We start from the raw sequence: 25,711 nt of genomic DNA, 5'->3' as shown, positions 1-25,711 counted from the left end.
TTTATCTTTTGGATTTGAAAAACTCTTTTACAATCGTTGAGCATTCATGTTCCATTATTCCGGTGACGATTTCTGTTTTAGGATGAAGGCTTAGGTTTTTATTGATAAACCCGCGCTGTTCGTCACGTGCACCAATCACTACTTTTGAAATCTGTGACCAAGAAAGAGCTCCCGAACACATTACACAAGGCTCTAATGTTACATATAAAGTACAATTGATGAGGTATTTTCCGCCCAAAAAGTTTGCGGCAGCAGTGATGGCCTGCATTTCAGCGTGGGCAGTAACATCATTTAGAGTTTCAGTTAAATTATGAGACTTTGCAATCACTCTGTCATTGCAAACTACAACACAGCCAATTGGAACTTCATCTTTATCAAATGCTATTTCAGCTTCTTTTAAAGCTATTTTCATAAAATATTCGTCTGTAAACATAAAAAATAAAAGCTTAGTACAAAACTAAGCTTTTCAAAAACGTTATTTAGAAATAATTAAAATCTGTAACCAATACCGCCCATTATTTTTCCGGTAACTTCACCTACATCATAGCGGTCTCCGTTTCCGAATCTTCTTGCAATACCGCCACTAGCTTCTATTACCAATCTGTCTTTAATAATCCATTTGCCACCAACGCCAAAGCCGAGCCCTATTGTGGTCACACTTTTATCTCCTCTGTAGCTATAATAATAAGAGTTTGTAGGATCGTCATAGTTTATACCATAATAATCTCCTTTCTGGGTAGTGATAGGAACGAAACCCTCAAAAAAGAATCCTTGTGCAAACTTTTTTCCCATATAATATCTGAAATAAGGAGAGAATTGTTTGAAATCATCTACTTCGTCGCTCAATGTAATCATTGCGTTTACTCCTACACCCATGTCTTTACTAAGAAGCCTTTCGTAAGAAACATTGATCATTGGTACTGCTATCAGAAGAATAGGATCAATAACAATGTCGTTTTTTCTATGTGTTTCAGATTCTTGATTGTTATTAAGATCCTGAGCATTAAGTGAAAACAGAGTTGTGAAAACCGCAAGGATTGTGAAAATTCGTTTCATGTTTTTTTTTCAAAAATAAACATTCCCACGAAATAGTAAAATTTTTCGTTAATATTTAATCAAATTGTAAACTTAAAGGCAGTCGGAATCTGTATCTAACGGGATTTCCGTTCATATAAGCCGGAGAGAATCTTTCAAAAACCGAATATAAAGCAATCTCTGCCTGTCTGTTGAAAGTAAAATTTTCTCCTTCGGCCTTTACATTAGAGATGCTGCCGTCTTTTTCTACGATAAAGGCAACTTGGGTTTTTACATCTTTTATTTCCGAGTATACTCCATCAGAATAGAAAAGATTGGCGACCTCTTGTCTCAAAGCATTGATGCCACCAGGATAGTCTGCGTTTTTATCAATAGTCTGAGGAAAAACGTTATTATTTTGGTTTGATTTTAAGCTTTTAAAATGTTGCAGATCTTCCAAATTTTTTGTTTTTAGAAGAGCGCCGATGAGAGCAATATTTTCAATACTGTCCATTTTTTTCATAAAAAGCTGAAAATCATTTTTGATTCCTATTTTTACAAAAGTGTTTTGTTCTTTATCAAATTTCTTTTTAAATTCTTGATTCAGCATATTTCGATGTTGATTATAATAACCTTTGATAGATCGAAAATCATCAGTTTGTTGCGAGAAAACAGATGCTGAGAGAAATGAAAAAATTAAAATGAAATATTTCACAAAAGCTTATTTATGTAAATGTAAACAAAAAACGAGTAATTTATTTATTCTGAAGCTTAAAAAAGCCGAAGCTTTATAAAAACTTCGGCTTTTTTATTTTAATTTAATTCTATTGGGTTGCTATTGCGTTTTATTTCTTCCTTTATTCTTTCCTCTATTCTTTTTTTCATTTCTGCGGGGTTTTGATTTCCGCCGCCAAATCCACTTCCCATTGGAGCGTTAATTCTCATTGTGCCCGCTCCGCCACCTCCGGTAATTTGCGCACCGATAAAAGATTCTGGATCTTTTCTATATTTCTCCTGTTGTTTAGCATAGTCTGTGCGTTTTACTTTCATGGTGTTTCCAAACCTGCTGATGGCAGGGAAATCTGCGATTTTGTAATTCTTCATTAAATCAAAAGAATAGTCTCCCTTATCATCTTCTACTTTCACTGCCAATCCTGGAAGTCCCGAGAATTTGTATGGCCCATCCTGGTACGGTAAATCTGTAGTGAACCATGCGGTCCATTTTCTGCCGGCAAATTCTGTTTCGGCTTTTTGTACTTTGTAATTGCCTATTTTTGTTGTTTCAGAAAGTATTTTCCAGTTGATAGGTCTGTCTTCTTCGTAAGAATAGATATCTCGTCCGATTCTATTTTTAAAAGTAGTTTTCTGAGATTTTTTATCTTTTTCTATAGTGTAATTGATGTTTGATCTTAAACCTTCCATCTGTTCCCGATTAAAATTTCTTGCACCTCCGCTTTGAATCATTGCTTGTATTATAGAGTCTCTTTTAATCGAGTTTTCAGACGAAAACTGAGATTTCTCTTCTGAAATATCAAGGTAAGCATTTTCGGTTTTTACATCATTCTTATTTTCAGCATCAGATTTCATGGTGACCTGATAAACAAATCTATTAACTTGTGCATTAATGCTGATGGCTACAAATGAAGCAGCTAAGAAGAGAATTTTTTTCATTCTGTTTAATTTTAAGGTTGGATATTAATCTCTCGACAAAGTTAAATTTATCAATGATAAAAATAGTTAAAAATAAAAACACTGATTTTTATTTACTGATTATTAGTCGTAAATTCGCAAACTAAATTCATTCTAAATAGAAACAATGATAAAAGTAAGCGATCAAGCAAAGGTGAAAGCTGTTCAACTGATGACAGAAGACGGCTTCAATCCTGCTGAAGATTATATAAGAGTTGGAGTGAAGAGCGGTGGTTGTTCAGGATTAGAGTATATGTTGGGTTTCGATAATAAAAAAACAGAAACAGACCAGATTTTTGAAGATAACGGAATAAAAATCGTTGTCGAAAAAAAATCGATACTTTATTTGGCAGGTACTACTTTAGAATACTCCGGAGGATTGAACGGGAAAGGATTTATTTTTAATAATCCTAATGCATCCAGAACATGTGGTTGTGGAGAAAGTTTTTCTTTGTAATTATTCTATAATTATTAAAAGATAAAATAATTAAAAATTAAAGATTATTCATGACTGTAAAATTTGAAAATTTTGAAGTTTACAAACAAGCAACTGATCTTACAAAAATGTTTTTAATCTTTTAAGCAAAGAAAATTTCAAAGAAAAATAATTTGAATTGACAAATCAAATTAAAAGAGCCGTTTTGTCAATTACAAATAACATCGCAGAAGGCAGCGAATATAGTAACAATACACAAATCATTAGATATTTAAAACATTCTAAAGTAACGTGGAGAAGTAAGAAATATAGTAAGCCCTTGTTTGATGTTATTACGAAGAAGATACAACCGATTTAATTAATGATTGTAAAATAATTTCAAAACAATTGTCAAAATTTATTGATCATCTATCTAAAACTGATAATAAAAAGCGAAACTAATTTTTTAATCATTTAATTTTTTAATCATTTAAGAAATGTCAAAATATACTGAAGACGACTTAAGAGTCGATTTAGAAAACAAAAAATACGAATTCGGCTGGGAAACGATACTCGATTACGAAGATTTTCCCACTGGTTTAAACGAAGACATCGTCCGCGCTATTTCTGCTAAAAAAGAAGAGCCGGAATGGATGACAGAATGGCGTTTAGAATCTTTCAAAATTTGGTTGAAAATGGAGGAGCCTGAATGGGCAAACATCAAATACACAAAACCAGATTTTCAGGCCATAAAATATTATGCAGCACCGAAAGCGAAACCAGAATTGGCAAGCTTAGACGAAGTAGATCCGGAATTATTAGCCACTTTTGCTAAATTAGGAATCAACATTGAAGAGCAGAAAAGACTTTCAAATGTTGCCGTTGATATTGTAATCGATTCTATTTCTGTAAAAACAACTTTTCAGGATACATTAGCAGAAAAAGGAATTATCTTCTGTTCAATTTCCGAAGCCATTAAAAATCATCCGGATTTGGTGAAGAAATATCTTGGAAAAGTAGTTCCAAGAGGAGATAACTTTTACGCAGCATTAAACTCCGCAGTATTTTCTGATGGAAGTTTCTGCTATATTCCAAAAGGCGTAAGATGCCCAATGGAATTATCAACCTATTTCCGAATCAATCAGTCTGGAACAGGTCAGTTTGAAAGAACCCTTGTCATCGCTGACGAAGGCAGTTATGTTTCTTATCTTGAAGGCTGTACGGCTCCATCAAGAGATGAAAACCAACTTCATGCTGCAGTTGTAGAATTGATTGCTTTAGATAACGCAGAAATAAAATATTCAACAGTTCAAAACTGGTATCCGGGAAATGAAGAAGGTAAAGGTGGTGTTTTCAATTTTGTGACAAAAAGAGGATTGTGCGAAACAAAAGCAAAAATCTCATGGACTCAGGTGGAAACAGGTTCTGCAGTAACTTGGAAATATCCTTCTTGCATTTTAAAAGGTGACGGATCTATCGGTGAGTTTTACTCTATCGCGGTAACCAATAATCATCAATATGCTGATACGGGTACAAAGATGATTCACATTGGTAAAAACACCAAATCAACAATTATTTCCAAAGGGATTTCTGCCGGAAAATCCCAAAACTCTTACAGAGGATTGGTAAAAGTAATGCCTTCAGCAAAAGGAGCGAGAAACTTCTCACAATGTGACTCATTATTGATGGGTAATGAATGTGGAGCGCATACTTTCCCCTATATTGAAATTAAAGACCCAACGGCTCAGCTAGAACACGAAGCTACCACTTCAAAAATCGGGGAAGACCAGATTTTCTACTGTAACCAGAGAGGTATTGATACGGAAAGAGCAATTGCTTTGATCGTCAATGGTTTCAGTAAAGAAGTTTTGAATAAATTACCAATGGAATTTGCCATTGAAGCTCAGAAATTACTTGAGATTTCTTTGGAAGGTTCTGTAGGATAATTTTTAAACGCAAAGCGAGACAAAGTTTTTTTTTAATTGTTAGAAAACATTTAAACTAAAACAAAGCCGCTAAAGCTTAAAGAAGTAATACAATTTAATTTCATTTCATATTTGACTTGTTTATCTTTGCGAAAAACAAATAGATGACAGAAAATGAAATTTCAAAGATTGTATTTGAAAGAGGATTAAAGATTCATAGGCAAATTGGAGTCGGATTATTTGAGAGCGTTTATGAAGAATGCTTACATTATGAAATTCAAAAATCTGGTTTAGAAGTAGAGAGACAAAAGTTTTTAGATATCAATTATGATGAATTACTGATACGTAAAGCTTTTAAAATGTGAAAACAAAGTAGTCTTGGAAATTAAATCCGTAGAAAGCCTAAACAGCTTTCACGCTTCTCAATTGAAAAATTATTTAAGATTGGGAAATTATAGACTGGGAATGTTATTGAATTTCAATTCTCAGTTATTTAAAGATGGTGTGAAAAGAATTGCAAATGGCCTAAGCTAATTGTATTTCGGAAATAAGTGAAACGCCTTTGTATAACTTAAAAAATATCCGCAATTAAATAAAACTTGTTTAACCTTGCGATAAATTATAACAACAGAATGTTAAATATTAAAAACTTACATGCCAGAATTGAAGATGGCGCACAGATATTAAAAGGTATCAATCTTGAAATAAAGCCGGGTGAAGTTCATGCAATCATGGGCCCCAACGGAGCCGGAAAATCTACACTTTCTTCTGTAATTGCAGGAAAAGAAGATTACGAAGTGACGGAAGGAGAAATTCTTTTTCAAGGTGAAAACATTATTGAAGATGCTCCTGAAGAAAGAGCGCACAAAGGAATTTTCCTTTCATTTCAATATCCAGTAGAAATTCCGGGAGTTTCTGTGACGAATTTTATTAAAGCTGCTTTGAATGAAAACAGAAAAGCAAATGGATTAGATGATATGCCTGCAAAAGAAATGCTGGCTATGATTCGTGAAAAATCTGAGAAATTAGGAATAAAAAAAGATTTCCTTTCAAGATCATTGAACGAAGGATTCTCAGGAGGAGAAAAGAAAAGAAACGAGATTTTTCAGATGATGATGCTGAATCCTAAATTGGCAATTCTTGACGAAACAGATTCAGGGTTGGATATTGATGCTTTGAGAATCGTTGCAGATGGTGTAAACCAGTTTAAAAATGAAGGAAATGCTGTTCTTTTGATTACGCATTATCAAAGATTGCTGAATTATATTGAACCTGATTATGTACACGTTTTGGCGAACGGAAAAATCATTAAAACAGGTGATAAATCCTTGGCTTTAGAATTAGAAAGTAAAGGTTACGATTGGCTTTTAAATTAATATAAAAATTAAAAGCATTTAAAAATTAAAAAATTAAACGCAATATTTGTCATACTGTAGGAATCTATACATCTCTCACGATGGCAAAATAAACGTTCAAATAATGAGTTTAAACGAACAAATTTTACATAATCACACCGAATTTCTGGGCACACTTCGTCACAGATTTTTAGATGACGACAGAAAAACTGCGCTTCAGAAATTTGCAATGAAAGGTTTTCCTACCAAGAAAGACGAAGAATACAAGTACACCAACCTCAAAGAAATCACCGAGAAAGATTATAATTTTTTCCCGAAAGAAAGTCATAACATCACCAAAGAACAGCTTGAAAAGCTTCATTTGGGGGAAGAAAATTTTGATTGGATTGTATTTGTAAACGGACAGCTTCACAAAGAGCTTTCAAATATTTCTATCGAGAATGCAGAATTTTTATCTTTCAACTATGCTCTGAATGATGAAAATCACAAAGAGGTTTTTGAGCAATATTTCAATACAATTGCCGCAAAAGATTTGGCTTTTACCAACTTAAATCACGCATATTGCAAATACGGCTTTTTCCTGAAGGTGCCGAAAAACGTGATCATCGAAAAGCCAATTCATGTTTTTTATCTTTCTCAAAATCAGGAAGATAACACATTCTATAATACAAGAAATTTATTAATTGTAGAAGAAGGCGCAAAAGTAGAAATCATTGAAAGTCACCATAATTTTGATGAGAGTTTTGTGTTTACCAATTCGGTAACAGAAATTTTTACGTATCAGAATGCAAAAGCAGATTGGCACAAAATTCAAAATGACAGCGACACTTCTTATTTGGTAGATCACACATTTGCTAAACAAGAAAGAGATAGTTTAACGACGGTAAATACCTTTACATTCGGCGGGAAAATCATCAGAAACAATCTTGATTTTATACATAACGGAGAAAACATCAACTCTTTTATGAACGGAATTACCATTATAGGAAAAAATCAGTTGGTAGATCACCACACGGCGGTTCATCACAACACGCCAAACTGTCAGAGTTACCAGAATTACAAAGGTATTTTTAAAGATAAATCTCACGGAGTTTTCAACGGTAAAGTTTTTGTAAATAAGATTGCTCAGAAAACCAACGCGTATCAGCAAAACAACAACGTTCTATTGAGCGAAGGTGCTACGATTGATACCAAGCCTCAGTTGGAGATTTTTGCAGATGATGTGAAATGTTCTCATGGTTGTACGGTAGGTCAGTTGAATAAAGACGCATTGTTTTATTTAAGAGCAAGAGGTATTTCTAAAAAAGAAGCCCAAGCATTATTGCTTTTTGCATTTGCTAATGATGCCATGCAGAATATTGATATTGAACCTTTAAAAGAAAAAATATCTAAGCTTTTAACAGAGAAATTAGAAGTCAGTATTGAGTTTTAATCTCAAATATTACATAAATAAAAAAGCACTTCAATTTGAAGTGCTTTTTTATGGTGATTGAAAATAATTATTTCTTAGTCCAAGACTGATGGTCTTTTCTGTCAGATTTTTTTACTCCGTTATCAATATTGTAAGCAAAACCAACCCCAAGTGTTTGTTTTAGCTGTGTTTTTTGAATTTGATTGTGATCATAGAATAAATCGAGCATAATATTAGAAGAAATATGTTTATTGATTACCATTTTCAAAAGCATATTATACGACAAAACCATGTGGTCAGGATTCTCCAGATAATTAGAAAACAGAGTTCCTGTATTAATCATTTCAATATTTTTCATAAGTTGTATTTTGTAGATAGCATTACCATAAAAACCAAACTGCATCAAAAAGCTATCACCGTCTGCTTTTAAACCATAATTGTTTTTAAATTGTAATTCTTTATCTAAAACAAAGGTAAATCTTGCATTGGCAGGTCTCATCGTTACAGTAAGATTGTCATTAGGTCTGTAAGTAACACCCACACCTGCATTTACATATCCTGGAGCCATGAAAGCTGATATTTTCTTTGCCAAAGGATTATTTCCATCTTCGTATCCCGGAGAAAACTGACTTAGAAGGCTCACCCCTGTAGAAATATACCAACTTTTAGAAAACTGACGACCGTAGTTCGATGAAATATTAATGACATCCTGAGTTTTTCTTGTTCCTAAACCTTGTGTGGTGTTTTGCCCATAATTTAAGATAATTACGTTTTCCCAAAGATTTTTATCTCTTTCGTAAGTTAAATTTTCGTTCACGCTAGCGAGCCAGCCCACATTGTTTGCGCCACCGCCCACCCAGTTAGAAAACGCAGCTTGATTAAACATTACGGCGTTTTGTCCTGTTATAGACCAATATCTTGGCTTTTTTATTGTGTCAACTACAGCAGAATCGCTTATGATCACTTGGGCACTCATCTGGAACCCTGTATACATCATAAATAGTAGAAAAATATTCCTCATATTTGTAATAAATAATTTGTTCGATGCAAAAATAAGAATATATAAATTGACACATCTGGCAGATTTTTACGAAATAGTTTAGAGATAAATTTATATTTTTCAAAATGATTAATTCATAATAATTTATGTTTTGATAATTAATAACTTTCTGTCTCGTTTATACTTAAAAACATAAATTAAAAGCCAAAATTACCGACATTTATCCTTGGCTTTCGTTTTGTGAGCTAATGGATATGATTAAGAATGTAATTTCAAAGAAGGCACTGCTTTATCCGTTTTTGATGCTTGCTACGATGTGGTTTGGCTATCTGTTGCAGGTGAACGGCTTTTTCGACAGTTGTTTTGGCGCAATCATACCATTGCTGCCCGAAGGCCTTTTGGGAATTATCACTTCGCCGCTTCTTCACGGAAGTATAGATCATATTGTGAGCAATTCTATCCCAATAGCCGTACTGATGTTTTTTCTATATCAATTTTATCCCATAGTTGCTAATAAAGTTTTTGTGATAGGGTGGGTTGCAACAGGGTTTTTGCTCTGGGTATTGCCTCCAATCGATGTTTTTACGGGTAATTATCAATATACATGTACAATTGGGGCCAGTGGAGTAGTATATCTGTTAGCGTTTTTTCTTTTCTTCAGCGGAGTTTTTAGATGGAATATGAAGCTTCTTACCCTATCACTTTTGGTTGTTTTATACTACGGTAGTTTGGTTTGGGGAATGTTTCCCGAAGAATTATTCAGCAGCATGCAGGAACCGAGTAAAATTTCTTGGCAAGCACATTTAGCTGGCGCTGTTGTGGGAAGTGTATTGGCGTTTAGTTTTAAAAAATCGGGCGAAAAAAAGAAGAAGTTTATCTGGGAATTTCCTAATTATTACAGCGAAAAAGACGATAAACTTTGGCAAGAATATAAAGAAAATCATCCTGATGATTTTTTGGAACTGCCTTATCAAAAAAGAGAAGATATTTGGGATCATTTGGAAGATTTAAGAAAAAAAAGATCATAATTTATTACATTTGATTAAAATAAAACGCAAATGTACACAGAAGAGCAACTTTATTCTATTGCACTGCGAGAGTGCAATTTTATAGGAGATATCAATTTTTTGAAATTGGTCCGCAGGTTTGGAACGGCAGAAAATGTCTGGAAATTTTCAAAAAAAGAGCTCAGCAAAACCGATGGTATAGGCATGAAAACAGTTTCAGATATTGGAAACTCTCAATACTTAAAATTTGCTGAAAAAGAAATTCTGTTTTGCGAAAAGAATTCAATTAAGATAAATCTAAGGCATCAAAATGAGCTTCCATTTTTACTTAATGAATGCGATGATGCTCCCGCAATTCTCTATCAAAAAGGAAATTTTGATACTAAGCTTAAAGCCATAAGTGTTGTAGGAACAAGAAATATCACTTCTTACGGTAAAAAATTTATTGAAGATTTTTTTGAAGAAACAAAAGCACATTCTTTTATTTCTGTAAGCGGTTTGGCTTTGGGGGTTGATAAAGAAGTTCATGAGCAGTCTTTGAATCATGAAATTCCTACTATTGGTGTGTTGGCTCATGGTTTTCACACTTTTTATCCTTCAAAAAACAAGAAGCTCTCAGAGAAGATTTTGGAAGAAAAAGGAGGATTACTTACAGAATTCAATTCTTTGAGAAAACCCGACAGAGAAAATTTCATACAGAGAAACAGAATTGTAGCAGGTATTTCCCCAGCCACTATTGTTGTAGAAACAGCTTTTGGCGGTGGTTCTATAAGTACTGCAACCTTCGCCAATACTTACAATAGAGATGTTTTTGCACTTCCGGGGAGAGTTACAGATAAATTCAGCCAAGGATGCAATCATCTAATTTTTCAGAATAAAGCAACGGCAATTTCAACGGTTAAAGATTTGCTCGATCTTATTGGTTTTAATGATTCTAAAGAGAAAATTGGTGAGCTTTTTCCTCACAGTAAAGTTATTATTCAATTATCTGAAAATCAAGAATTAATATACAAATGTATTGCGGAAAATCCACATGTTACTTTAGATGATTTGGCGGAGAAAATATCGTTATCTTCTCACAAATTATTACCTGTCATCCTTGAACTCGAGCTTTTAGGAAAAGTAAAATCATTTTCTGGGAGACAATTTATAGCATTATAAGAATTAATGATTTCTTAATATTACATTATTTCATATATAACATTTAATTTTTAGCAAAATTTGATTTAATATTGTTGATTTAATAATATAGTGATGCATTATTATTGAATTATCAGCAAATATCAAATAAGGTGTTGTGAATCTTGAAAAAAAAATTAAATTTGTTGACATAATATTCAACCTTACCTAATATGGAACAATATAATATTGACCAAAAAATTCAGGAGTTTATTGCAAAAATTGAAGCAAAAAACCCGAATGAGCCAGAATTTTTACAGGCAGTAAAAGAAGTTGCTATCACAGTAATTCCATTTATCTTGACCAGAAAAGAATATACAGGCATGAAGCTTCTTGAAAGAATGGCTGAAGCCGAGAGAATTATTATTTTCAGAGTTCCATGGGTTGATGATAAAGGAGAAATTCAAGTGAATAGAGGTTTCAGAATTCAGATGAACTCTGCAATTGGACCTTACAAAGGAGGGATTCGTTTTCATCCTACAGTAAATCTTTCTGTACTTAAGTTTTTAGCATTCGAGCAGGTTTTCAAAAACTCTTTAACTACTCTTCCAATGGGAGGAGGGAAAGGAGGTTCAGATTTTGATCCTCAGGGAAAAACAGATATGGAAGTAATGCGTTTCTGCCAAGCTTTCATGACAGAATTGTGCAAGCACATTGGTCCTGAAACGGATGTACCTGCTGGAGACATTGGTGTGGGAGCTAGAGAAATCGGGTACTTATTCGGTCAATACAAAAAAGTAAGAAACGAATTTACAGGAGTGCTTACCGGGAAAGGTCTTGCTTATGGAGGTTCATTAATCCGTCCTGAAGCTACAGGATACGGTGTTGTGTACTTTGCAGAGCAGATGTTGAAGACTATCGGGCAAACTTTTAAAGATAAAATAGTAACAGTATCAGGTTTCGGTAACGTAGCTTGGGGAGTTATTAAAAAAGTACATGAGCTTGGTGGAAAAGTGGTAACACTTTCAGGACCAGATGGGTATATCTATGATAAAGACGGAATTGATGGTGATAAAATAGATTTCCTTTTGGAATTGAGATCTTCTGGAAACAATAGAGCTGAAGACTATGCAAAAAAATATCCATCTGCTGTTTTCTATGCCGGAAAAAGACCTTGGGAAGTAAAATGTGATGTAGCAATTCCTTCAGCAACACAAAATGAGCTTGACTTTGATGACGCTAAACTTTTGGTTGAAAATGGTTGTCTTTGTGTAACGGAAGCGGCAAATATGCCTTCCACTTTAGAAGCAATTAATTATTTCCTAGAAAACAAAGTGTTGTTCTCTCCTGGGAAAGCTTCCAATGCTGGTGGTGTAGCCACTTCAGGTTTAGAAATGACTCAAAACTCAATCAGACTCAACTGGACTTCTGAGGAAGTTGATGCAAGACTGAAAGAAATCATGATCGGAATCCACAAGGCTTGTAGAGACTACGGTAAAGAGGAAGACGGATATGTAAACTACGTGAAAGGCGCAAACATAGCTGGATTTGTGAAAGTAGCAGAAGCAATGTTGGCTCAAGGAGTTGTATAAAATATAAAGGTCGGGAATGCTTTCCCGATCTTTTTTGTTATAACCTGTCCCGGGACTATAAATGGGAAAAAGTAATAGTGAAAGTGAAAGCATTGAATGTCCAGTTCAATGCTTTTTTATTTAAATGTTGGTTTATTGTTTTTAGTCTTGAAGCAGTATTTGAATTTTTGAATTAAATTTAATGTTGTGAAAAATCCATGAAAATCATATTTGAAAATTTTGAAGAATATTTTATTCTCTTTCCCGAAGAAACCCAGCAAAAACTTGAACAGCTGCGGGAACTTATTCATTCTCTACAATCTGATTTAGAAGAATGCATTAGTTATCAAATGCCTGCCTTTAAATACAATAAAAAGGTGTTGGTTTATTTTGCTGCTTACAAAAATCATATTGGTTTCTATCCCTTGCCAGAAGTCATTGAATATTTTGAAAATGATTTTATTGAAAAAAAATATAAGTTTTCAAAAGGGGCCGTTCAGTTTCCAATAAAAGAAAGTTTACCATTGGATTTAATAAAAAAAATGGTGAAATTCAGAATCTCAAAGATTAATAAAACTTAAATTTTATTTATTCAAATTCTTCATCATAGCTTCTACAAACTCAAATGCGGCGGGGCAAATTATTGTGTTTTGGATCATTAAATCATTAATTTGATAGATTTTTTTTCGGTCTGTATGCGGGTATTCTCTACATGCTTTCGGACGAACATCATAAATAGAACACGTATTATCTTGATTCAGAAAAAAGCAGGGAAGATTTTGTAAAACTTTGTCATTTTCTTCATCTACACGCAAAAATTTATTTTCAAAGTCCACCTGCTTCATGCGCAAATGTTTTGAAATTCGCTCGATGTCTTTTTCTGTATAAAGTGGTCCTGTTGTTTTACAACAATTGGCACATTGAAGACAATCTACTTTCTCAAAAACCTTGTCATGTACTTCTTGCACAATATAATCTAAGTTTTTGGGAGGTTTTTTTTTCAAAACTTCTAAGAATTTCTTATGCTCTTTTTGCTTTTGTAAAGCTTGTTTCTTGTTTGGGTCTAAATTCATTTATACTTTTTCTGTTTCTAAAACTGGAAGTTCAACTTTTTGATATTCATTAATTTTATCAAGATCCAAAACTGTAGAATCTTTTTCTTGGTCGGGATAATACATTGGTGAAAATTTTGCACCATAAATAATTTCTTGAGATACATAAGAAGATCTCTGAACAACAGTATTAGAAAAAACTTCATCAAACGCTCTTACATGAACGATAATTTCAATATTGGTATTTTTAAAATCATCAGCTAAAAACCCGAAGAATGGAGAGTTTTCGTCTATTTTATGAACTACCGTCCAGTTCAGAGCTAATGTGTTTATTTTACTTAATTGAGTTTCTAAACGGTAAAAATTACTCTTCGTTGTTCCTTCTTCATTAATCTCAATTGCAGTAGAAAGGGTAACATCAGCGTCTGTCAATGCATTGTTTTTGTAAGGAGCTAATCTAAACATCAATGCTGTAGCTTCTTGGAAAGGAGCAATTACTGCAATATCTGAAAATCTAAGATAAGCTCTGGGCCTTGAAAATCTTCCGTAAAATAAACCAGTGGCGATGGCGAATGTTAGCAATCCAAGAAATGCTTCAAAAGTGGCAACCAAACTTGCTGCAAAGCCAATTGGTGCTATTCTTCCGTAACCTACCGTTGTAAAAGTCTGCGAACTGAAGAAAAAGACATCAATAAATTCGTTCATAGGATCACTTTTATCAATGCCGGTAAGATGCTCTACGCCAATGAGGTAATAAATAAATGCAAAAATAAGATTGATTAGGATATACATGATTACCAGGTAGGTGATAAATCGGAATGATGATAAATTCAACATCGTATGATACCAACTCAGCCTGTTGAAAACGTTGACTCCTTTTCTTCGTACATTCGGAAGCCCGTCTTTATTGATAAAACGTCCCGAAGCGCGACTTCCAAAACCACTATTTTCTGCGTTTTCTTGTTTTATTTTTTTCTTAAAACCTCTTGCCATAATTACTTATTCATTTGTGAAGCCTTTTTTTACGTTATTAATTTACAAAGATAAAATATTGTTATTATGAAATTTATCAATTTTACAATCAAAATTTTTATTTTAAATTAAGCTAAATTTGATCTATGAAAAAACTGGAATCAAGAGAAGATATTGAGCTTTTAGTCAATAGTTTTTATACAAAAGTAATTGATGATGAAACGATTGGTTTCTTCTTTAAAGATATTATAAAAGTTGATTTTGAAAAGCATTTGCCAAAAATGTATTCTTTTTGGGAAACTATTTTATTCGGGCAAATGAGCTATAAAGGAAATCCGATGGCGGTACACTTCCCAATAAACGCAATGGAAGCAATGGAAAAACATCATTTCGAACAGTGGCTTAAATTGTGGAAGCAAACCATCGAAGAAAATTTCAGTGGAGAAAATGCCAACATGGCGATTATAAAGTCTGAAAATATTGCTAATTTAATGGCTTACAAAATGGAAATGGCAAGAAAATTATAATAAATTTATTTACACTAATACTTCATGAAATTAAAACTTTTAATTGCTGCATTAATTCTAAATTTTTGTTTTTATTTCGGACAAAAAATTGAAATATTAAACATTGAAAAAACTGTCGAAAATGAATCTACACATTACATTTTGTATTGTGAACTTATTAATAATTCTAGTGAAGAGATCATTTTGCCTTTACCTACTGACCATCCAGGTAAACTTAACCCTAACGAATATAATTACTTTTATAACATCGAGGTTTCTCCTAAAAATTCAATTGATCAATGGGAAGTTCCACCTTATCAGCTTCAAGAAATTAGAAAATTACATATAGAAGATTTTGTGATTGCAAAACCAAAACAGAAAGTAAAGTTTCAAATCAATACAGAATACATCATTTTTTATAACCGAAGATTTAATCAAGATATATCTCCCAAAACGATTAAACTCATCTACCAACCGGGGAAAATTGATAAAGCAAAAAACTTGAGCTCAGAATTACAAGACTTGAAAATTTATTCTCAAAAAATAATTTCGAAGAAGTATAAGTTTTAAAAATGCCTTTTATAAAATGAATTTAGGCTTATTACGGCACAATTACGGTAAAAATGTAAGCGGCTAAATTAACCAGCAACACAGTTCCGTACAGAACATTCGTTTTCCCCCTGCTTAGAGATAGCATCACGATAAACACAGATAATGTAAGAAGAATAATATCTTTCTTGTCCAAACCTAAAACCAGCGGAATATCGTACATTATACTCACGGCAGAAATTGCAGGAATGCTCAAACCGATACTCGCCAAAGCTGATCCTAAAGCCAGATTTAAACTCGACTGTATCTGATTATTTCTCGCTGCACGAATTGCGGCAACACCTTCGGGAAGTAAAATAACCGCAGCAATAATAACTCCAACTAAAGATTTGGGTGCACCCATGCTTTGTACCATGTCTTCAATGGATCCAGATAATCCTTTCGCTAGCATTACCACAATTATAAGACAAATGACTAAAAAAGCAAAACTAATAATTGCCTGCGTTTTATTGGGAGTATAATGTTCTTCAGCATTTCCGTCTGCGGGAACAAAATAGCTTCTGTGTCTTACTGTTTGCACCATCAAAAAGACGCCATAAATAACTAAACAGGCTATGGAAACAAATATCAGTTGTGCGTTATTATAGTAAGGCCCATTGATGCTTGATGTGTAGTTTGGAAGCACTAAGGTAATAACCAAAATAGAAACAATGCTAATCAAATAGGTTGTAGCCGATGTACGAGCAAAGTATTGTTCAAAATATTTTACACCACCCACCAATATACATATACCGATGATTCCGTTCAGAATAATCATTACAGCTGCAAAGATTGTGTCTCTTGCCAGTGTAATAGCTTGTTTGCCCCCAGCCACCATTAACGAAACAATCAAAGCAACTTCTATGATGGTAATACACAATGCAAGAATAATGGTTCCGTAGGGTTCGCCTACTTTATGTGCTACTACTTCTGCGTGGTGTACAGCAGATAGTACACTCCCTGTTAATAAAATTCCGGCAATGATGTCGAAGATTACACCAGTTCCCATCAATCCAACGAAGTAATAGATTACTGCCAGTACAGGAAAAATGTAAGTATAGTGAATGAATTCTTTAATTTTCATAATAGTTGTAAAATACAAAAAATCTATTGAAAAATAAATTTTAAAAGAAAATATTAATAAACTATTAATGTGGCCAAAGTACAAAATCTTGATAATCGGTCAACATGTGAAATAGCAATCCGATTCCTATGATTCTGGAATTTCCTTTAAAAAATAGCATCAAAAAATACACCGCAATTGCAGGATAAGAATGTAAAAAATGAAAACCTATACTCATTCTATCCGGATCGAAAATAGGATTGGCAAACAAATGATCAATGTCTACCAATAATGTCGCTAGCATAATGAAATAAGCCTTTTTCCACTGTTTTCTGTAGAAAAGGTATGCGATAAATGCAGGAAAAATGAGGTGAAGAAAATAGTGTGTAAAAGTTTTTATTAGAGCAAGATGATCAGCATTCATCGGATAATGGTTTTTAAATTTAATGATTGGTCGCAATCTGTCATTACAGTAAAGATTTTCATCTATTTACTAAATTTGATGTTTATACTGAACGTGCTGAACTACCTTTCTTTTTGATAACGAACACTATTCACAATTATTTGTTTTGAATGTCGTTGAATTAAATTAATAAAGAGATGCAGATTTTAAATGTAAATTACCTCAAAATTAAAGGTAATTCTTGATGTTTAAACGCAAGTCTTATAAAAAAATTTTTATCTTGATTTAAATAAAAAAGATATGCTGCATCCGTTATTTTTTTTTGCCCAGAGGCGGTTACGCTTTTAAATGACGAGAGTATTAGGGGATTATTTTTTATAAGGATGAAGTTCTCTTTAAAATTGTTTTTTATTTTAGGATGAATATCAGAGTGAATCAAAATTCCGGTCTCATTTTTTGAAATTTTGTTTGGTGAAAAAGGAATTGCGTTAAATTGATTCTGATTATTGATGTATTTCTTTTGTTCAAAATAAGTCCACAGATCTTCTTTGTTTTTTGTATTAATTTGAATAAAGTACTGCGGCTGAACAATTTTTTGATAACTGATCTTTTCAATTTCATTAAAATTATCGTCGTAATCATAACTAACTATAGTATCTGTAACTTGTTTTAAATCTACATTAGCTTCAATAGCGTTGATTTTCTTATGAGATAAAAAATCAGTTTTTAAAATTTTTGTAATGATTTGAATGTTTTTTTGATCAAGCTGTGCCGTAGCAAATTCTGTAGAGTTTATGTTTTTAGATAGAAAAGATGTTGCGTGTTTAGAATCACCGAAGTTCGAAATTTCAATAAAATTATCTTCCAGAGTAATAGGATATTTTTCTATTTTTTTATTATTAATAATACCTAAACTGCCAATACCTTCAGTCATAAAATCGTCTGTATTGATGAAGTTTTTGGTAGATTGTAAAGAATTTTCTATATGTGAAAGATTTTTTTCTGATGTGCCGATAATGCAGATTTCTCCGCTTATTTTTAAGCTAAAATTTCCGTTACTGTAGATATTATGTCTTTTATTTTGAAAGCCATTTTTTTTAAGAAATAGTAGAAACTCTTCTTTGTTTTTAATTTCTAATACGGTATTCCAATTATAAAAACTTTCGTTTTTGAGATGAAATAATTGCACGAAATCTGGTATTTTAATTCCAGCATCTCTCCAAGAAATTTTGTCTTTCTTTTTATTGTCCTTAAACCAAGCTGATGGATGTGTGAGTGTTTCAAATAAATATTTTCTTGTGAAATTTTTCACATCAATCAAAACAACTGCATCTGCACTGTCTGGGATATATTTCAGTTCTTTATTTTTGTAATAAAGCCCAAAATATATCGCCAGAAGGGCAATGATTGCCATTGAAAAAAGGAACCATTTTTTCTTCATTTATAAAGTATGATTTTTCTTCTCAGAATCTGTTATTTTGTAGATTTCATCAATTAAATCAAAGAAATACATCAAGCTGTTTTCTGCAGAAGTTTTAATGTTATAATCAATCTCTGTCTGTATGCTGTTGCTTTTTATTTCACTTTTGTAATTAAATTCACCTGCATTTTTTTTCATCAGATTTAGAAGTTTTATCTCAGAAGAATCTTTGAATTCTTGGTCAATACCAATGAGTAATTTTTGAAGGTTTAATCTTCCTGATACTGGGTATTTTTCAGAATCTTTCATCCATTTTTTTGAAATTTCAGACTGGGTTTTTGGGTTGATGTTTTCTTTTGCAGTTGTAAGATAAACAATTCCGTCTTTTACGGTAAAATACAATTGATCAACGGGTCCTTGATTTGTGCCTTCCTTAAATCTATAGAAATCGCCTTCTTTGATGAAGTTTTTCCCTATGTCTTTATTAGAAATAAGCATATCAAAAATTCGGATCCAATATTTTTCGTTTTCTGTAGCGAATGCGAATGTAAAATCAGGAACCGTAACATCTTTGGTTTTTTTAATTTCCTTTTCGTTGTAATCTTCGTCGTACTCGTAATCTGTGTACTCTACTTTTTTAGATTTCAATTCATTCAAAACAAAAATTCCGTTTCCAGGAGCTATTTTTGAAATAGCTTCTTCGTCTAAAACTATTTTTATGGTTTCCATCATCAGTTTAATTTCTTTCTGATAATTTCCATCACCGGTATTCTCAAATAAGGTGTAGATAAGGTCAAAATACTTATAGCCATTAATGTTCAGTGCATAATATCCGATGCTTTTGTCGTTTATAAGGGCTGTTAGTTTTTTGTTCTTTTTTCCTTTATAGAGTGCAGAGAAACCATTGTTTATGTCGCTGTTTTTGTGTTGGTAATTGTTGATTAATCGTACCTTGTCATCATCAAAATAGAGATTGTAGGATGAATTAGAATTATACATTTTTCCTAAAATCTGGTCAAAATCAAAATTTCTGTAAAGGCTTTTGTAAGATTGTAGTCCGAAAATTTTCGCGTAATCTGTGTAAATAAATACATCAGAATTGGCATCTCTGAAATTCAAAACATCCTTAGAAACTTCAAGCTCAAAATTTGAATTGAAATATTTGTCGAAGTCTGCTTCTGCAAAATTTTTCACCATTTTAAATTTCTCAATATTTAGAGAGTCCATTTCTTTATAGTAAGCAGAATCAATAGCGGCTTCAGCTTCGTAATCATACACTTCAGTCTCATCTTCATCCTCCTCTTCGCCCTGTTTGCGTGGTCCTACGGGTGGCGGTGGTGGAACTTCCTCTTCATCACTTTCTGTGTAGGTAGTGTCTCTAATTGGTTCTTTAGTAACCTTTTCTTCAGGATATTTATGGTGTTTTTCTAGATATTTAATGTCTTTTTGAGTTTTTAGGATCTCTGCATTGTAATCTTTGATGTTTTGTTTCATATACGCAATCTCTTCTTTCAGATTTGCGATTTCCTCTTTGTAATCGAAAGGTCTTTCTTCTTCAATTTCATAATCATCTGCTACGGCTACGCTATCCACTGTGGCCACAGTTGTGCTATCTACAACGGCTACGGCACTGTCTGAATAGGTTTCATATTCATACGGTTTGTTGTAGTTCATCATTTTCAGAACCGCCTTTTTGTCATTCCATGCTACAAAAATATTATCGTCTATGTCAACATATTCGTAATTATTTTTTTTGGTTACTTCTTGGCCTTTTTTCTTTATAGAATTGATGAATTCTGTAAATTTTTGATTGTTGTCTAAAGTAAAATAAGTGGTGTAAGCATAAATAGAATCATTCGCTGAAGCGTAATGGTATTGTGTTTCATCGTATTTTATTCCCGTTTTAGAGTAGTCATTCCAAGACGCAGTTTTTTTATCATCATCTTTAGAAAGCTCTTTAAAAAACGGATTTACCTTTGCCCAATTAATCTTGTTATTGAGATGTTTCCCGTTGATTTCCATGTAAAAAAGAGCGTCTTTAGGTAATTTAGAGCTCTGCTGTGCGCCTATAAATCCAAAAGCGAAGAGAAGGAGGAAGATTTTCTGTGTTTTTATTAAATATTTTTTCATGAAGTTGATGGTTTATTGGAATAGGATATTGTTTTGAAGTTGTTTTTTCTGAAGAATAAAATCAAGAATATTACCCTCTAGCTTCAATGCTTTTTTGTTTGGTGAAAGAAGGTAAACACTGTTGCTTTGAGATTTAATTGCATTTTCAAACTGCATTACAGATACGTATTTTGCAGTGGCAAAAACTTCTTTGTCTGCTGCTGTCAGTTTGTTGTAATCTTCTTTGAAGGTGTTGATTTTATTTCTTGTAAATATTTTTTTCTCAATATTTTGATTGTACATATTGGTAGGAATCATTTTCCCTAAGATTTTTTTTGCTTTTAAATTCTCAAGGCCGGCGTTGATGTTTTCTATTTTTTTGAAGCTGCAACTTAATTTAATGATATAATTATCAAAATCCATCGAAGTTTTCACATTTGATATCCCTGGAGTAGATTTGAAAATATGTGCTGCTTGATTGATTTTAGCTTCAATTTCAGATTTTTTTGGAATTTTTTTACCATTCACGGTTTCCATTTTTGAGAGAGAAGCGATTCTTGTTTTGCTTTTGCTGGCGTTTAGAATCAAAGTGTAATCTCCACTTCCATCGGCTTTGATGTTTACTTTGTCTAAAATATCAAAACAGCTTGTCAGAAACAACAATGGGATGAGAAACAGAAAGTATTTTGATTTCATAATATGATCTGTATTTTTAGTTTAAATTTTTCCTTTTAAATAATCTTGTCTTACATTTTCATCTAGCTTTTCAATCGCATACCGAAGGCTTGTACGAGGCATTTTTTTGTAGTGAGCATTTAGAAAATCTATTAATTCGGTTTCGTTTTTGTTTCCCATTTCCCGCAAAAGCCACCCATTTGCTTTGTGCATAAGGTCATGACTGTGAGAAAGGTTTCTCAAAACGATTTTTTTTGTCAGTTCAAAATTACTTTTTTTTAGGTAATGCATTGTACTTACAACAGCAATTCTTTTGTGCCATAAATCTTCAGACTCAGAAAGTACTATGAGCAAGTCTTCTTTTTGATTTTCAAATGCATAACGACCCAAAATTTTGTAACAGCTGCTGTCTACAAGATCCCAATTGTTGATACCTTTAAGATTATTTAGATAAAATAGAGCAATTTGGTCTTTTAAAGAGGTGTTTTTTGTTTTTTCAAATTTAGAAATCAGCATGAAAAGTGCAGTCAGACGATGCTCATGGTATTGTGAAGACAGCAGCTCGCCAATTTCAGGTAAAGAGATTTTTGCATAAAATTCTTTTGCTACCGCTCGCTGGTCTGGAACTTTCACACCTAAGAATAAGTCGCCCTCGCCATATTCTCCTTTTCCCGTTTTGAAAAATTTAGGTAAAAAAGCGGCTTTTTCTGGAATAGAAAGTTCGGCAAGTGCGTTTTTTATATCTTTTATCATTATTTTGCCTCTATTTTTTGTCTGTGCTAATGATTTCTATGTTTTTTTCTTCCTCTTCTATCTGTTTCGGATTGGCAACTTTCGCAATTGTAAGCCCTTGTACAATAATTGAAAAAACCACAACGCAATAAGTAATACTTAAAATAGCATTGCTGTATTCGCCTTTCGGGATAGACATCGCTAAGGCGATAGAAACACCACCACGAATTCCACCCCAAAATAAAACTTTTATCGTTTGCGGGCTAAATCTTGTTTTGAAAGACATAAATTTAGTAGGTCCCCAAATCGAAATAAATCTCGCTACAAGCACTACTGCAATAGCTATCAAGCCAGGAATTACGTAATGGTTTAAATCTTTTATCATAAGCAATTCAAACCCGATGAAAAGGAATAATACAGCATTCAGGATTTCATCAATTAATTCCCAAAATTTAATGAGGTAATCTTGTGTGATAGATTTCATTTTAAAGCGAACATTGAAATTGCCCATAAATAATCCCGCAGCAACCATCGTTAAAGGCCCAGATACATGCATTTGTCTTGCAACAAGATAGCCTCCCATCACAACGGCAAGTGTCACCAAAACGGAAATAATGTAATCATCAACCTCACGCATTAATCTGGAGGTAACCCAACCTAAAACTACGCCCAAAAGCAAACCTCCACCTGCTTCTTTCGCCAATAGTATGGTGATATTTTCTATGCCTAAATCTACTTCACTGCCTACTGCCAATTGTAATACGACAGTAAAGACCACAACCGCCATACCATCATTAAACAGTGATTCTCCTGCAATTTTTGTTTCAAGCGATTTTGAAATATTGGCTTGTTTTAGTACACTTAGTACGGCAACGGGATCTGTAGGAGAAATCAATGCTCCGAAAACTAGGCAGTAAATAAAGGGTATTTTTAGCCCCACCAAAGGCAGCAGGTAAAACATGCCAAATCCTACTATAAAAGTTGAAATAATAACTCCGGCAGTAGAAAATATCAAAACTGGCCGAAACTGTTCCTTCAGGTCATTGATGTTAATGTGGATGCCTCCTGCAAAGAGAAGGAAATTCAGCATGGCACCCATTAAAACTTCTGTAAAATCGATGCTTTTCATTAAATTATTCAAATGGCCGAATGTTTTTGGGAGGAAGCTTTCGCCAAATAAAACCAAAATGATAGAAACCATAATGGCAATGACCATAATTCCGATGGTGCTCGGAAGCTTTAAAAACCTGTAATTGATGTAGGCGAATATAGATGCTAAAACGATAAGTGCTGAAAATGAATAATATAATTCCATTAAAAAATTTTATGTTTAAAAGCCTTAGTAAAGTACTTTTATATAGAGTTTTTCTTCCCCCTTTTGCCAAACATCATACATTGCACCGTTGGCAGATTGCGAACCGCGATTGTAATCTTGCCCGATGTTGAGCATATTGAGAAGGATATATTCGTCACCAACAGAATTCACAACGTATGCTGTTTTGTCAGATTTGCCGTCTCCCGAGTTTTTTATTGCATCGGTAAGGCTTTTTAGTTGATTCATGTGATGGGAAAAGTTTGAAATGTCTTTTTTTGTATCGTAGCCCCGAAGTAAAATCAACAAAACATCAAGATTGGTAGGGTCTTTACCATAGACCTCTTTTGCGAGATTGATAGTTTCATCTACATCTTTATCTTTAAAGGCATCAGCAAGATTTTTGAATTCTGTACTTGAAGTAGAAACCGTTTTCTGGAAATTTCTGCCGTAGTACAAATGCTGAGCCTCCATGTTGTCTAAAGATTTAGGAAGCCCTTTGTATTTGAAAATTAGTTTCTCAAAATTAAATTCAGATTTCTTGTTTTCAAGATTTTTTTTGATAACTTTTAGGTTGGGTGGCGTTTTTTGAGCATAAAAAAATCCTCCAATCAATAACATTACAAAAAAAAGACATTTTTTCATCATCAATTGTTTTCGTCGTCGTTGTCGAAATATTCAAAAAGAAAATCGTTGTATGGAAATCTCGAAATATGAATTTTCATTACCTCATCGTAGATCATTCTTTTCATTTCTGGGAAGTTTTCTTTCGTTAAAGCTGAAATAAAAACTGTAGGATATTTAGATTTAGCCATCCACGTTTTCGTCCATTCTTCTAGCGATATATTTTTCTTTGAAGCAGGTGTAAGATCGTCTTCGTCCTTCTTTTCGTAGCTGAAATCGTCAATTTTATTAAAAACCATGATCATCGGTTTTTGATGAGCATTAATTTCCATTAAAATTTGATTTACCGATTCTATGTGATCTTCAAAACTTTCATGCGAAATATCGACAACATGAATCAGCAAATCTGCCTCTCTCACCTCGTCCAAAGTAGATTTGAAAGACTCTACCAGTTGCGTAGGTAATTTTCTGATAAACCCTACCGTGTCGGTTAAAAGGAATGGCAAGTTTCCGATAACTACTTTTCTTACTGTTGTATCAAGTGTTGCAAAGAGTTTATTTTCAGCAAAAACATCAGATTTAGATATCGCATTCATCAAGGTAGATTTACCCACATTGGTGTATCCCACCAGAGCAGCACGTACTACTTTTCCACGATTGGTTCGCTGGGTTGCCATTTGTCTGTCAATGGTTTTCAGCTTGTCTTTCAATAAAGATATTCTATCTCGGATGATTCTTCTGTCGGTTTCTATTTCCGTTTCACCGGGTCCACGCATCCCTATTCCTCCTTTCTGGCGTTCAAGATGGGTCCACATTCTGGTTAATCTAGGAAGAAGATATTGGTATTGTGCCAACTCTACTTGAGTTCTTGCATAAGAAGTTTGTGCTCTTTGTGCAAAAATATCAAGAATAAGATTGGTGCGGTCAAGAATTTTAACCTCAATTTCTTTTTCAAGGTTTTTGAGTTGCGAAGGAGACAGTTCATCATCAAAAATAATAGTTCCAATCCCATTTTCTTTTACGTATTCTTTTATCTCTTGGGCTTTTCCACTTCCTACAAATGTTTTGGAATCGGGTTGAGTGAGTTTTTGAGTAAAGCGTTTGTCTATAGTAGCGCCCGCCGTGAAAGCTAAAAACTCTAGCTCATCCATATATTCCTGCAACTTCTCTTCGTCTTGATTTTGAGTGACAACGCCCACCAAAACTGCCTTTTCGTAATTGTGTTGTTTCTTTTCTAACATTAAATTTTGTATAATTTATAAGATTTACAAGATAACATTTTTTATCTGAAAATACAACAAAAGTCTGCGTGAATAAGGTTTTAACAAGTTAAAAAAGGATCTTTTTCTAAAACTAGTATCGGAATTTAAACAAAATCGGTTTGTTTTAAATAGAATTCTCTTAGCTTATTGTTTATTTTTTTAATATTTATGTTCTTTTCACTTAGATCTATTCAGACTACCTATGTTTAAAGAAAGGTTAACGGAAAGCGGTTGATTTTTTTAACTTTATAAATTTGATATTTAAAAACTTAGGGATTTTTTGTTTTTTTTATTCTGAAGAAAAAATTTTCATAAACTTTGGAGGTAGGTCTTTTTATTTTAGGAATTAATTTTCTTTGACTAAATGGTATTGAACTGCGGAAAAATTTTAAAAATGCGCTTGTCTGCAATTCTATATTTCAGATTTTATATGAAATTTGCTTCAAAAAGGAAATGTTTGTCCTTTTTAGAAAGTAGATGCATCAAG

The 25,711-nt window shown here is 33.1% G+C and carries 27 protein-coding genes and 1 pseudogene; 12 read left to right on the top strand and 16 right to left on the bottom strand.

The window, feature by feature from the left end; genetic code table 11:
• Position 1: 1 nt before the first annotated feature.
• From BW939_RS00280 to BW939_RS00265, 4 genes are all read right to left on the bottom strand, one after another.
• Entirely contained in the window at positions 2 to 433 is a 432-nt protein-coding gene (locus BW939_RS00280; RefSeq protein WP_076448660.1) for a nucleoside deaminase, read from the bottom strand.
• Between the two features lie 56 nt (positions 434 to 489).
• Positions 490 to 1,056, bottom strand: a complete 567-nt coding sequence (locus BW939_RS00275) for a DUF3575 domain-containing protein (protein ID WP_076448659.1) — start codon at positions 1,054 to 1,056, stop codon at positions 490 to 492.
• Positions 1,057 to 1,111: 55 nt separating this feature from the next.
• A complete protein-coding gene (locus tag BW939_RS00270; RefSeq protein WP_076448656.1) occupies positions 1,112 to 1,624 on the bottom strand; it encodes an energy transducer TonB in 513 nt (170 codons plus the stop codon).
• Positions 1,625 to 1,827: 203 nt separating this feature from the next.
• The gene (locus BW939_RS00265) at positions 1,828 to 2,685 is read right to left on the bottom strand and encodes a GLPGLI family protein (RefSeq protein WP_076448654.1); all 858 of its coding nucleotides are present in this window, start codon (positions 2,683 to 2,685) and stop codon (positions 1,828 to 1,830) included.
• Between the two features lie 145 nt (positions 2,686 to 2,830).
• On the opposite strand from BW939_RS00265, the gene BW939_RS00260 reads away from it, so the two are divergent.
• From BW939_RS00260 to sufD, 6 genes and pseudogenes are all read left to right on the top strand, one after another.
• Complete coding sequence (locus BW939_RS00260; protein ID WP_076448652.1) at positions 2,831 to 3,160, top strand: HesB/IscA family protein; 330 nt, start codon at positions 2,831 to 2,833, stop codon at positions 3,158 to 3,160.
• 157 nt (positions 3,161 to 3,317) lie between these two features.
• Positions 3,318 to 3,497: a four helix bundle protein gene (locus BW939_RS15975; protein ID WP_228417054.1), complete on the top strand. Its 180-nt coding sequence runs from the start codon at positions 3,318 to 3,320 to the stop codon at positions 3,495 to 3,497.
• A 118-nt stretch (positions 3,498 to 3,615) separates the two neighbouring features.
• Complete coding sequence (gene sufB / locus BW939_RS00250) at positions 3,616 to 5,064, top strand: Fe-S cluster assembly protein SufB (protein WP_076448650.1); 1,449 nt, start codon at positions 3,616 to 3,618, stop codon at positions 5,062 to 5,064.
• Positions 5,065 to 5,207: 143 nt separating this feature from the next.
• Positions 5,208 to 5,577: pseudogene (locus BW939_RS00245) on the top strand (GxxExxY protein).
• A 98-nt stretch (positions 5,578 to 5,675) separates the two neighbouring features.
• Positions 5,676 to 6,419, top strand: a complete 744-nt coding sequence (gene sufC, locus BW939_RS00240; protein WP_076450051.1) for a Fe-S cluster assembly ATPase SufC — start codon at positions 5,676 to 5,678, stop codon at positions 6,417 to 6,419.
• A gap of 103 nt (positions 6,420 to 6,522) precedes the next feature.
• Positions 6,523 to 7,830 carry a Fe-S cluster assembly protein SufD gene (gene sufD, locus BW939_RS00235; protein ID WP_076448648.1) on the top strand — a complete coding sequence of 436 codons (1,308 nt, stop codon included), beginning with the start codon at positions 6,523 to 6,525 and terminating at the stop codon, positions 7,828 to 7,830.
• A 67-nt stretch (positions 7,831 to 7,897) separates the two neighbouring features.
• Here the strand turns inward: sufD and BW939_RS00230 are convergent, their stop codons facing one another.
• Positions 7,898 to 8,830, bottom strand: a complete 933-nt coding sequence (locus BW939_RS00230) for a DUF3078 domain-containing protein (RefSeq protein ID WP_076448646.1) — start codon at positions 8,828 to 8,830, stop codon at positions 7,898 to 7,900.
• 233 nt (positions 8,831 to 9,063) lie between these two features.
• Here BW939_RS00230 and BW939_RS00225 point away from each other — a divergent pair, with 233 nt between their 5' ends.
• The 4 genes from BW939_RS00225 to BW939_RS00210 all read left to right on the top strand — a co-directional run bounded on the left by BW939_RS00225 (position 9,064) and on the right by BW939_RS00210 (position 13,087).
• Positions 9,064 to 9,837, top strand: a complete 774-nt coding sequence (locus BW939_RS00225) for a rhomboid family intramembrane serine protease (protein WP_076450049.1) — start codon at positions 9,064 to 9,066, stop codon at positions 9,835 to 9,837.
• Positions 9,838 to 9,867: 30 nt separating this feature from the next.
• Complete coding sequence (gene dprA / locus BW939_RS00220) at positions 9,868 to 10,977, top strand: DNA-processing protein DprA (protein WP_076448643.1); 1,110 nt, start codon at positions 9,868 to 9,870, stop codon at positions 10,975 to 10,977.
• Between the two features lie 191 nt (positions 10,978 to 11,168).
• A complete protein-coding gene (gdhA, locus tag BW939_RS00215; protein WP_076448641.1) occupies positions 11,169 to 12,527 on the top strand; it encodes an NADP-specific glutamate dehydrogenase in 1,359 nt (452 codons plus the stop codon).
• Positions 12,528 to 12,724: 197 nt separating this feature from the next.
• Complete coding sequence (locus BW939_RS00210; protein ID WP_076448639.1) at positions 12,725 to 13,087, top strand: iron chaperone; 363 nt, start codon at positions 12,725 to 12,727, stop codon at positions 13,085 to 13,087.
• Between the two features lie 3 nt (positions 13,088 to 13,090).
• Here the strand turns inward: BW939_RS00210 and BW939_RS00205 are convergent, their stop codons facing one another.
• Positions 13,091 to 13,579, bottom strand: a complete 489-nt coding sequence (locus BW939_RS00205) for a YkgJ family cysteine cluster protein (protein ID WP_076448637.1) — start codon at positions 13,577 to 13,579, stop codon at positions 13,091 to 13,093.
• Entirely contained in the window at positions 13,580 to 14,551 is a 972-nt protein-coding gene (locus tag BW939_RS00200; protein WP_076448635.1) for an ion channel, read from the bottom strand.
• A gap of 125 nt (positions 14,552 to 14,676) precedes the next feature.
• On the opposite strand from BW939_RS00200, the gene BW939_RS00195 reads away from it, so the two are divergent.
• Both BW939_RS00195 and BW939_RS00190 read left to right on the top strand, forming a co-directional pair.
• Entirely contained in the window at positions 14,677 to 15,057 is a 381-nt protein-coding gene (locus tag BW939_RS00195) for a group III truncated hemoglobin (RefSeq protein ID WP_076448633.1), read from the top strand.
• Positions 15,058 to 15,081: 24 nt separating this feature from the next.
• Complete coding sequence (locus tag BW939_RS00190) at positions 15,082 to 15,606, top strand: hypothetical protein (protein WP_076448631.1); 525 nt, start codon at positions 15,082 to 15,084, stop codon at positions 15,604 to 15,606.
• A gap of 31 nt (positions 15,607 to 15,637) precedes the next feature.
• Here the strand turns inward: BW939_RS00190 and BW939_RS00185 are convergent, their stop codons facing one another.
• The 9 genes from BW939_RS00185 to hflX all read right to left on the bottom strand — a co-directional run bounded on the left by BW939_RS00185 (position 15,638) and on the right by hflX (position 25,203).
• Positions 15,638 to 16,708, bottom strand: coding sequence for a calcium:cation antiporter (locus BW939_RS00185; protein ID WP_076448629.1), 1,071 nt, complete (start codon positions 16,706 to 16,708; stop codon positions 15,638 to 15,640).
• A gap of 64 nt (positions 16,709 to 16,772) precedes the next feature.
• Positions 16,773 to 17,111 carry a DUF6122 family protein gene (locus BW939_RS00180; protein ID WP_076448626.1) on the bottom strand — a complete coding sequence of 113 codons (339 nt, stop codon included), beginning with the start codon at positions 17,109 to 17,111 and terminating at the stop codon, positions 16,773 to 16,775.
• A gap of 196 nt (positions 17,112 to 17,307) precedes the next feature.
• Complete coding sequence (locus tag BW939_RS00175; protein WP_076448624.1) at positions 17,308 to 18,531, bottom strand: hypothetical protein; 1,224 nt, start codon at positions 18,529 to 18,531, stop codon at positions 17,308 to 17,310.
• Positions 18,532 to 20,640 (bottom strand): hypothetical protein, encoded by a 2,109-nt coding sequence (locus tag BW939_RS00170; protein ID WP_076448622.1) that lies wholly within the window; start codon positions 20,638 to 20,640, stop codon positions 18,532 to 18,534. It lies immediately after the preceding gene.
• A 12-nt stretch (positions 20,641 to 20,652) separates the two neighbouring features.
• Positions 20,653 to 21,315 (bottom strand): hypothetical protein, encoded by a 663-nt coding sequence (locus BW939_RS00165; protein WP_076448620.1) that lies wholly within the window; start codon positions 21,313 to 21,315, stop codon positions 20,653 to 20,655.
• A gap of 21 nt (positions 21,316 to 21,336) precedes the next feature.
• Positions 21,337 to 22,047 (bottom strand): DNA alkylation repair protein, encoded by a 711-nt coding sequence (locus BW939_RS00160; RefSeq protein ID WP_076448618.1) that lies wholly within the window; start codon positions 22,045 to 22,047, stop codon positions 21,337 to 21,339.
• A 10-nt stretch (positions 22,048 to 22,057) separates the two neighbouring features.
• Positions 22,058 to 23,341: a cation:proton antiporter gene (locus tag BW939_RS00155; protein WP_076448615.1), complete on the bottom strand. Its 1,284-nt coding sequence runs from the start codon at positions 23,339 to 23,341 to the stop codon at positions 22,058 to 22,060.
• Between the two features lie 24 nt (positions 23,342 to 23,365).
• Positions 23,366 to 23,983, bottom strand: a complete 618-nt coding sequence (locus tag BW939_RS00150; RefSeq protein ID WP_076450047.1) for a DUF4919 domain-containing protein — start codon at positions 23,981 to 23,983, stop codon at positions 23,366 to 23,368.
• A gap of 2 nt (positions 23,984 to 23,985) precedes the next feature.
• Positions 23,986 to 25,203, bottom strand: coding sequence for a GTPase HflX (gene hflX / locus BW939_RS00145; RefSeq protein ID WP_076448613.1), 1,218 nt, complete (start codon positions 25,201 to 25,203; stop codon positions 23,986 to 23,988).
• Positions 25,204 to 25,711 lie beyond the last annotated feature (508 nt).

The organism is Chryseobacterium piscicola (genome assembly GCF_900156685.1).
Lineage (GTDB): Bacteria > Bacteroidota > Bacteroidia > Flavobacteriales > Weeksellaceae > Chryseobacterium > Chryseobacterium piscicola.
This window is presented reverse-complemented; position numbering and strand designations above follow the sequence as displayed.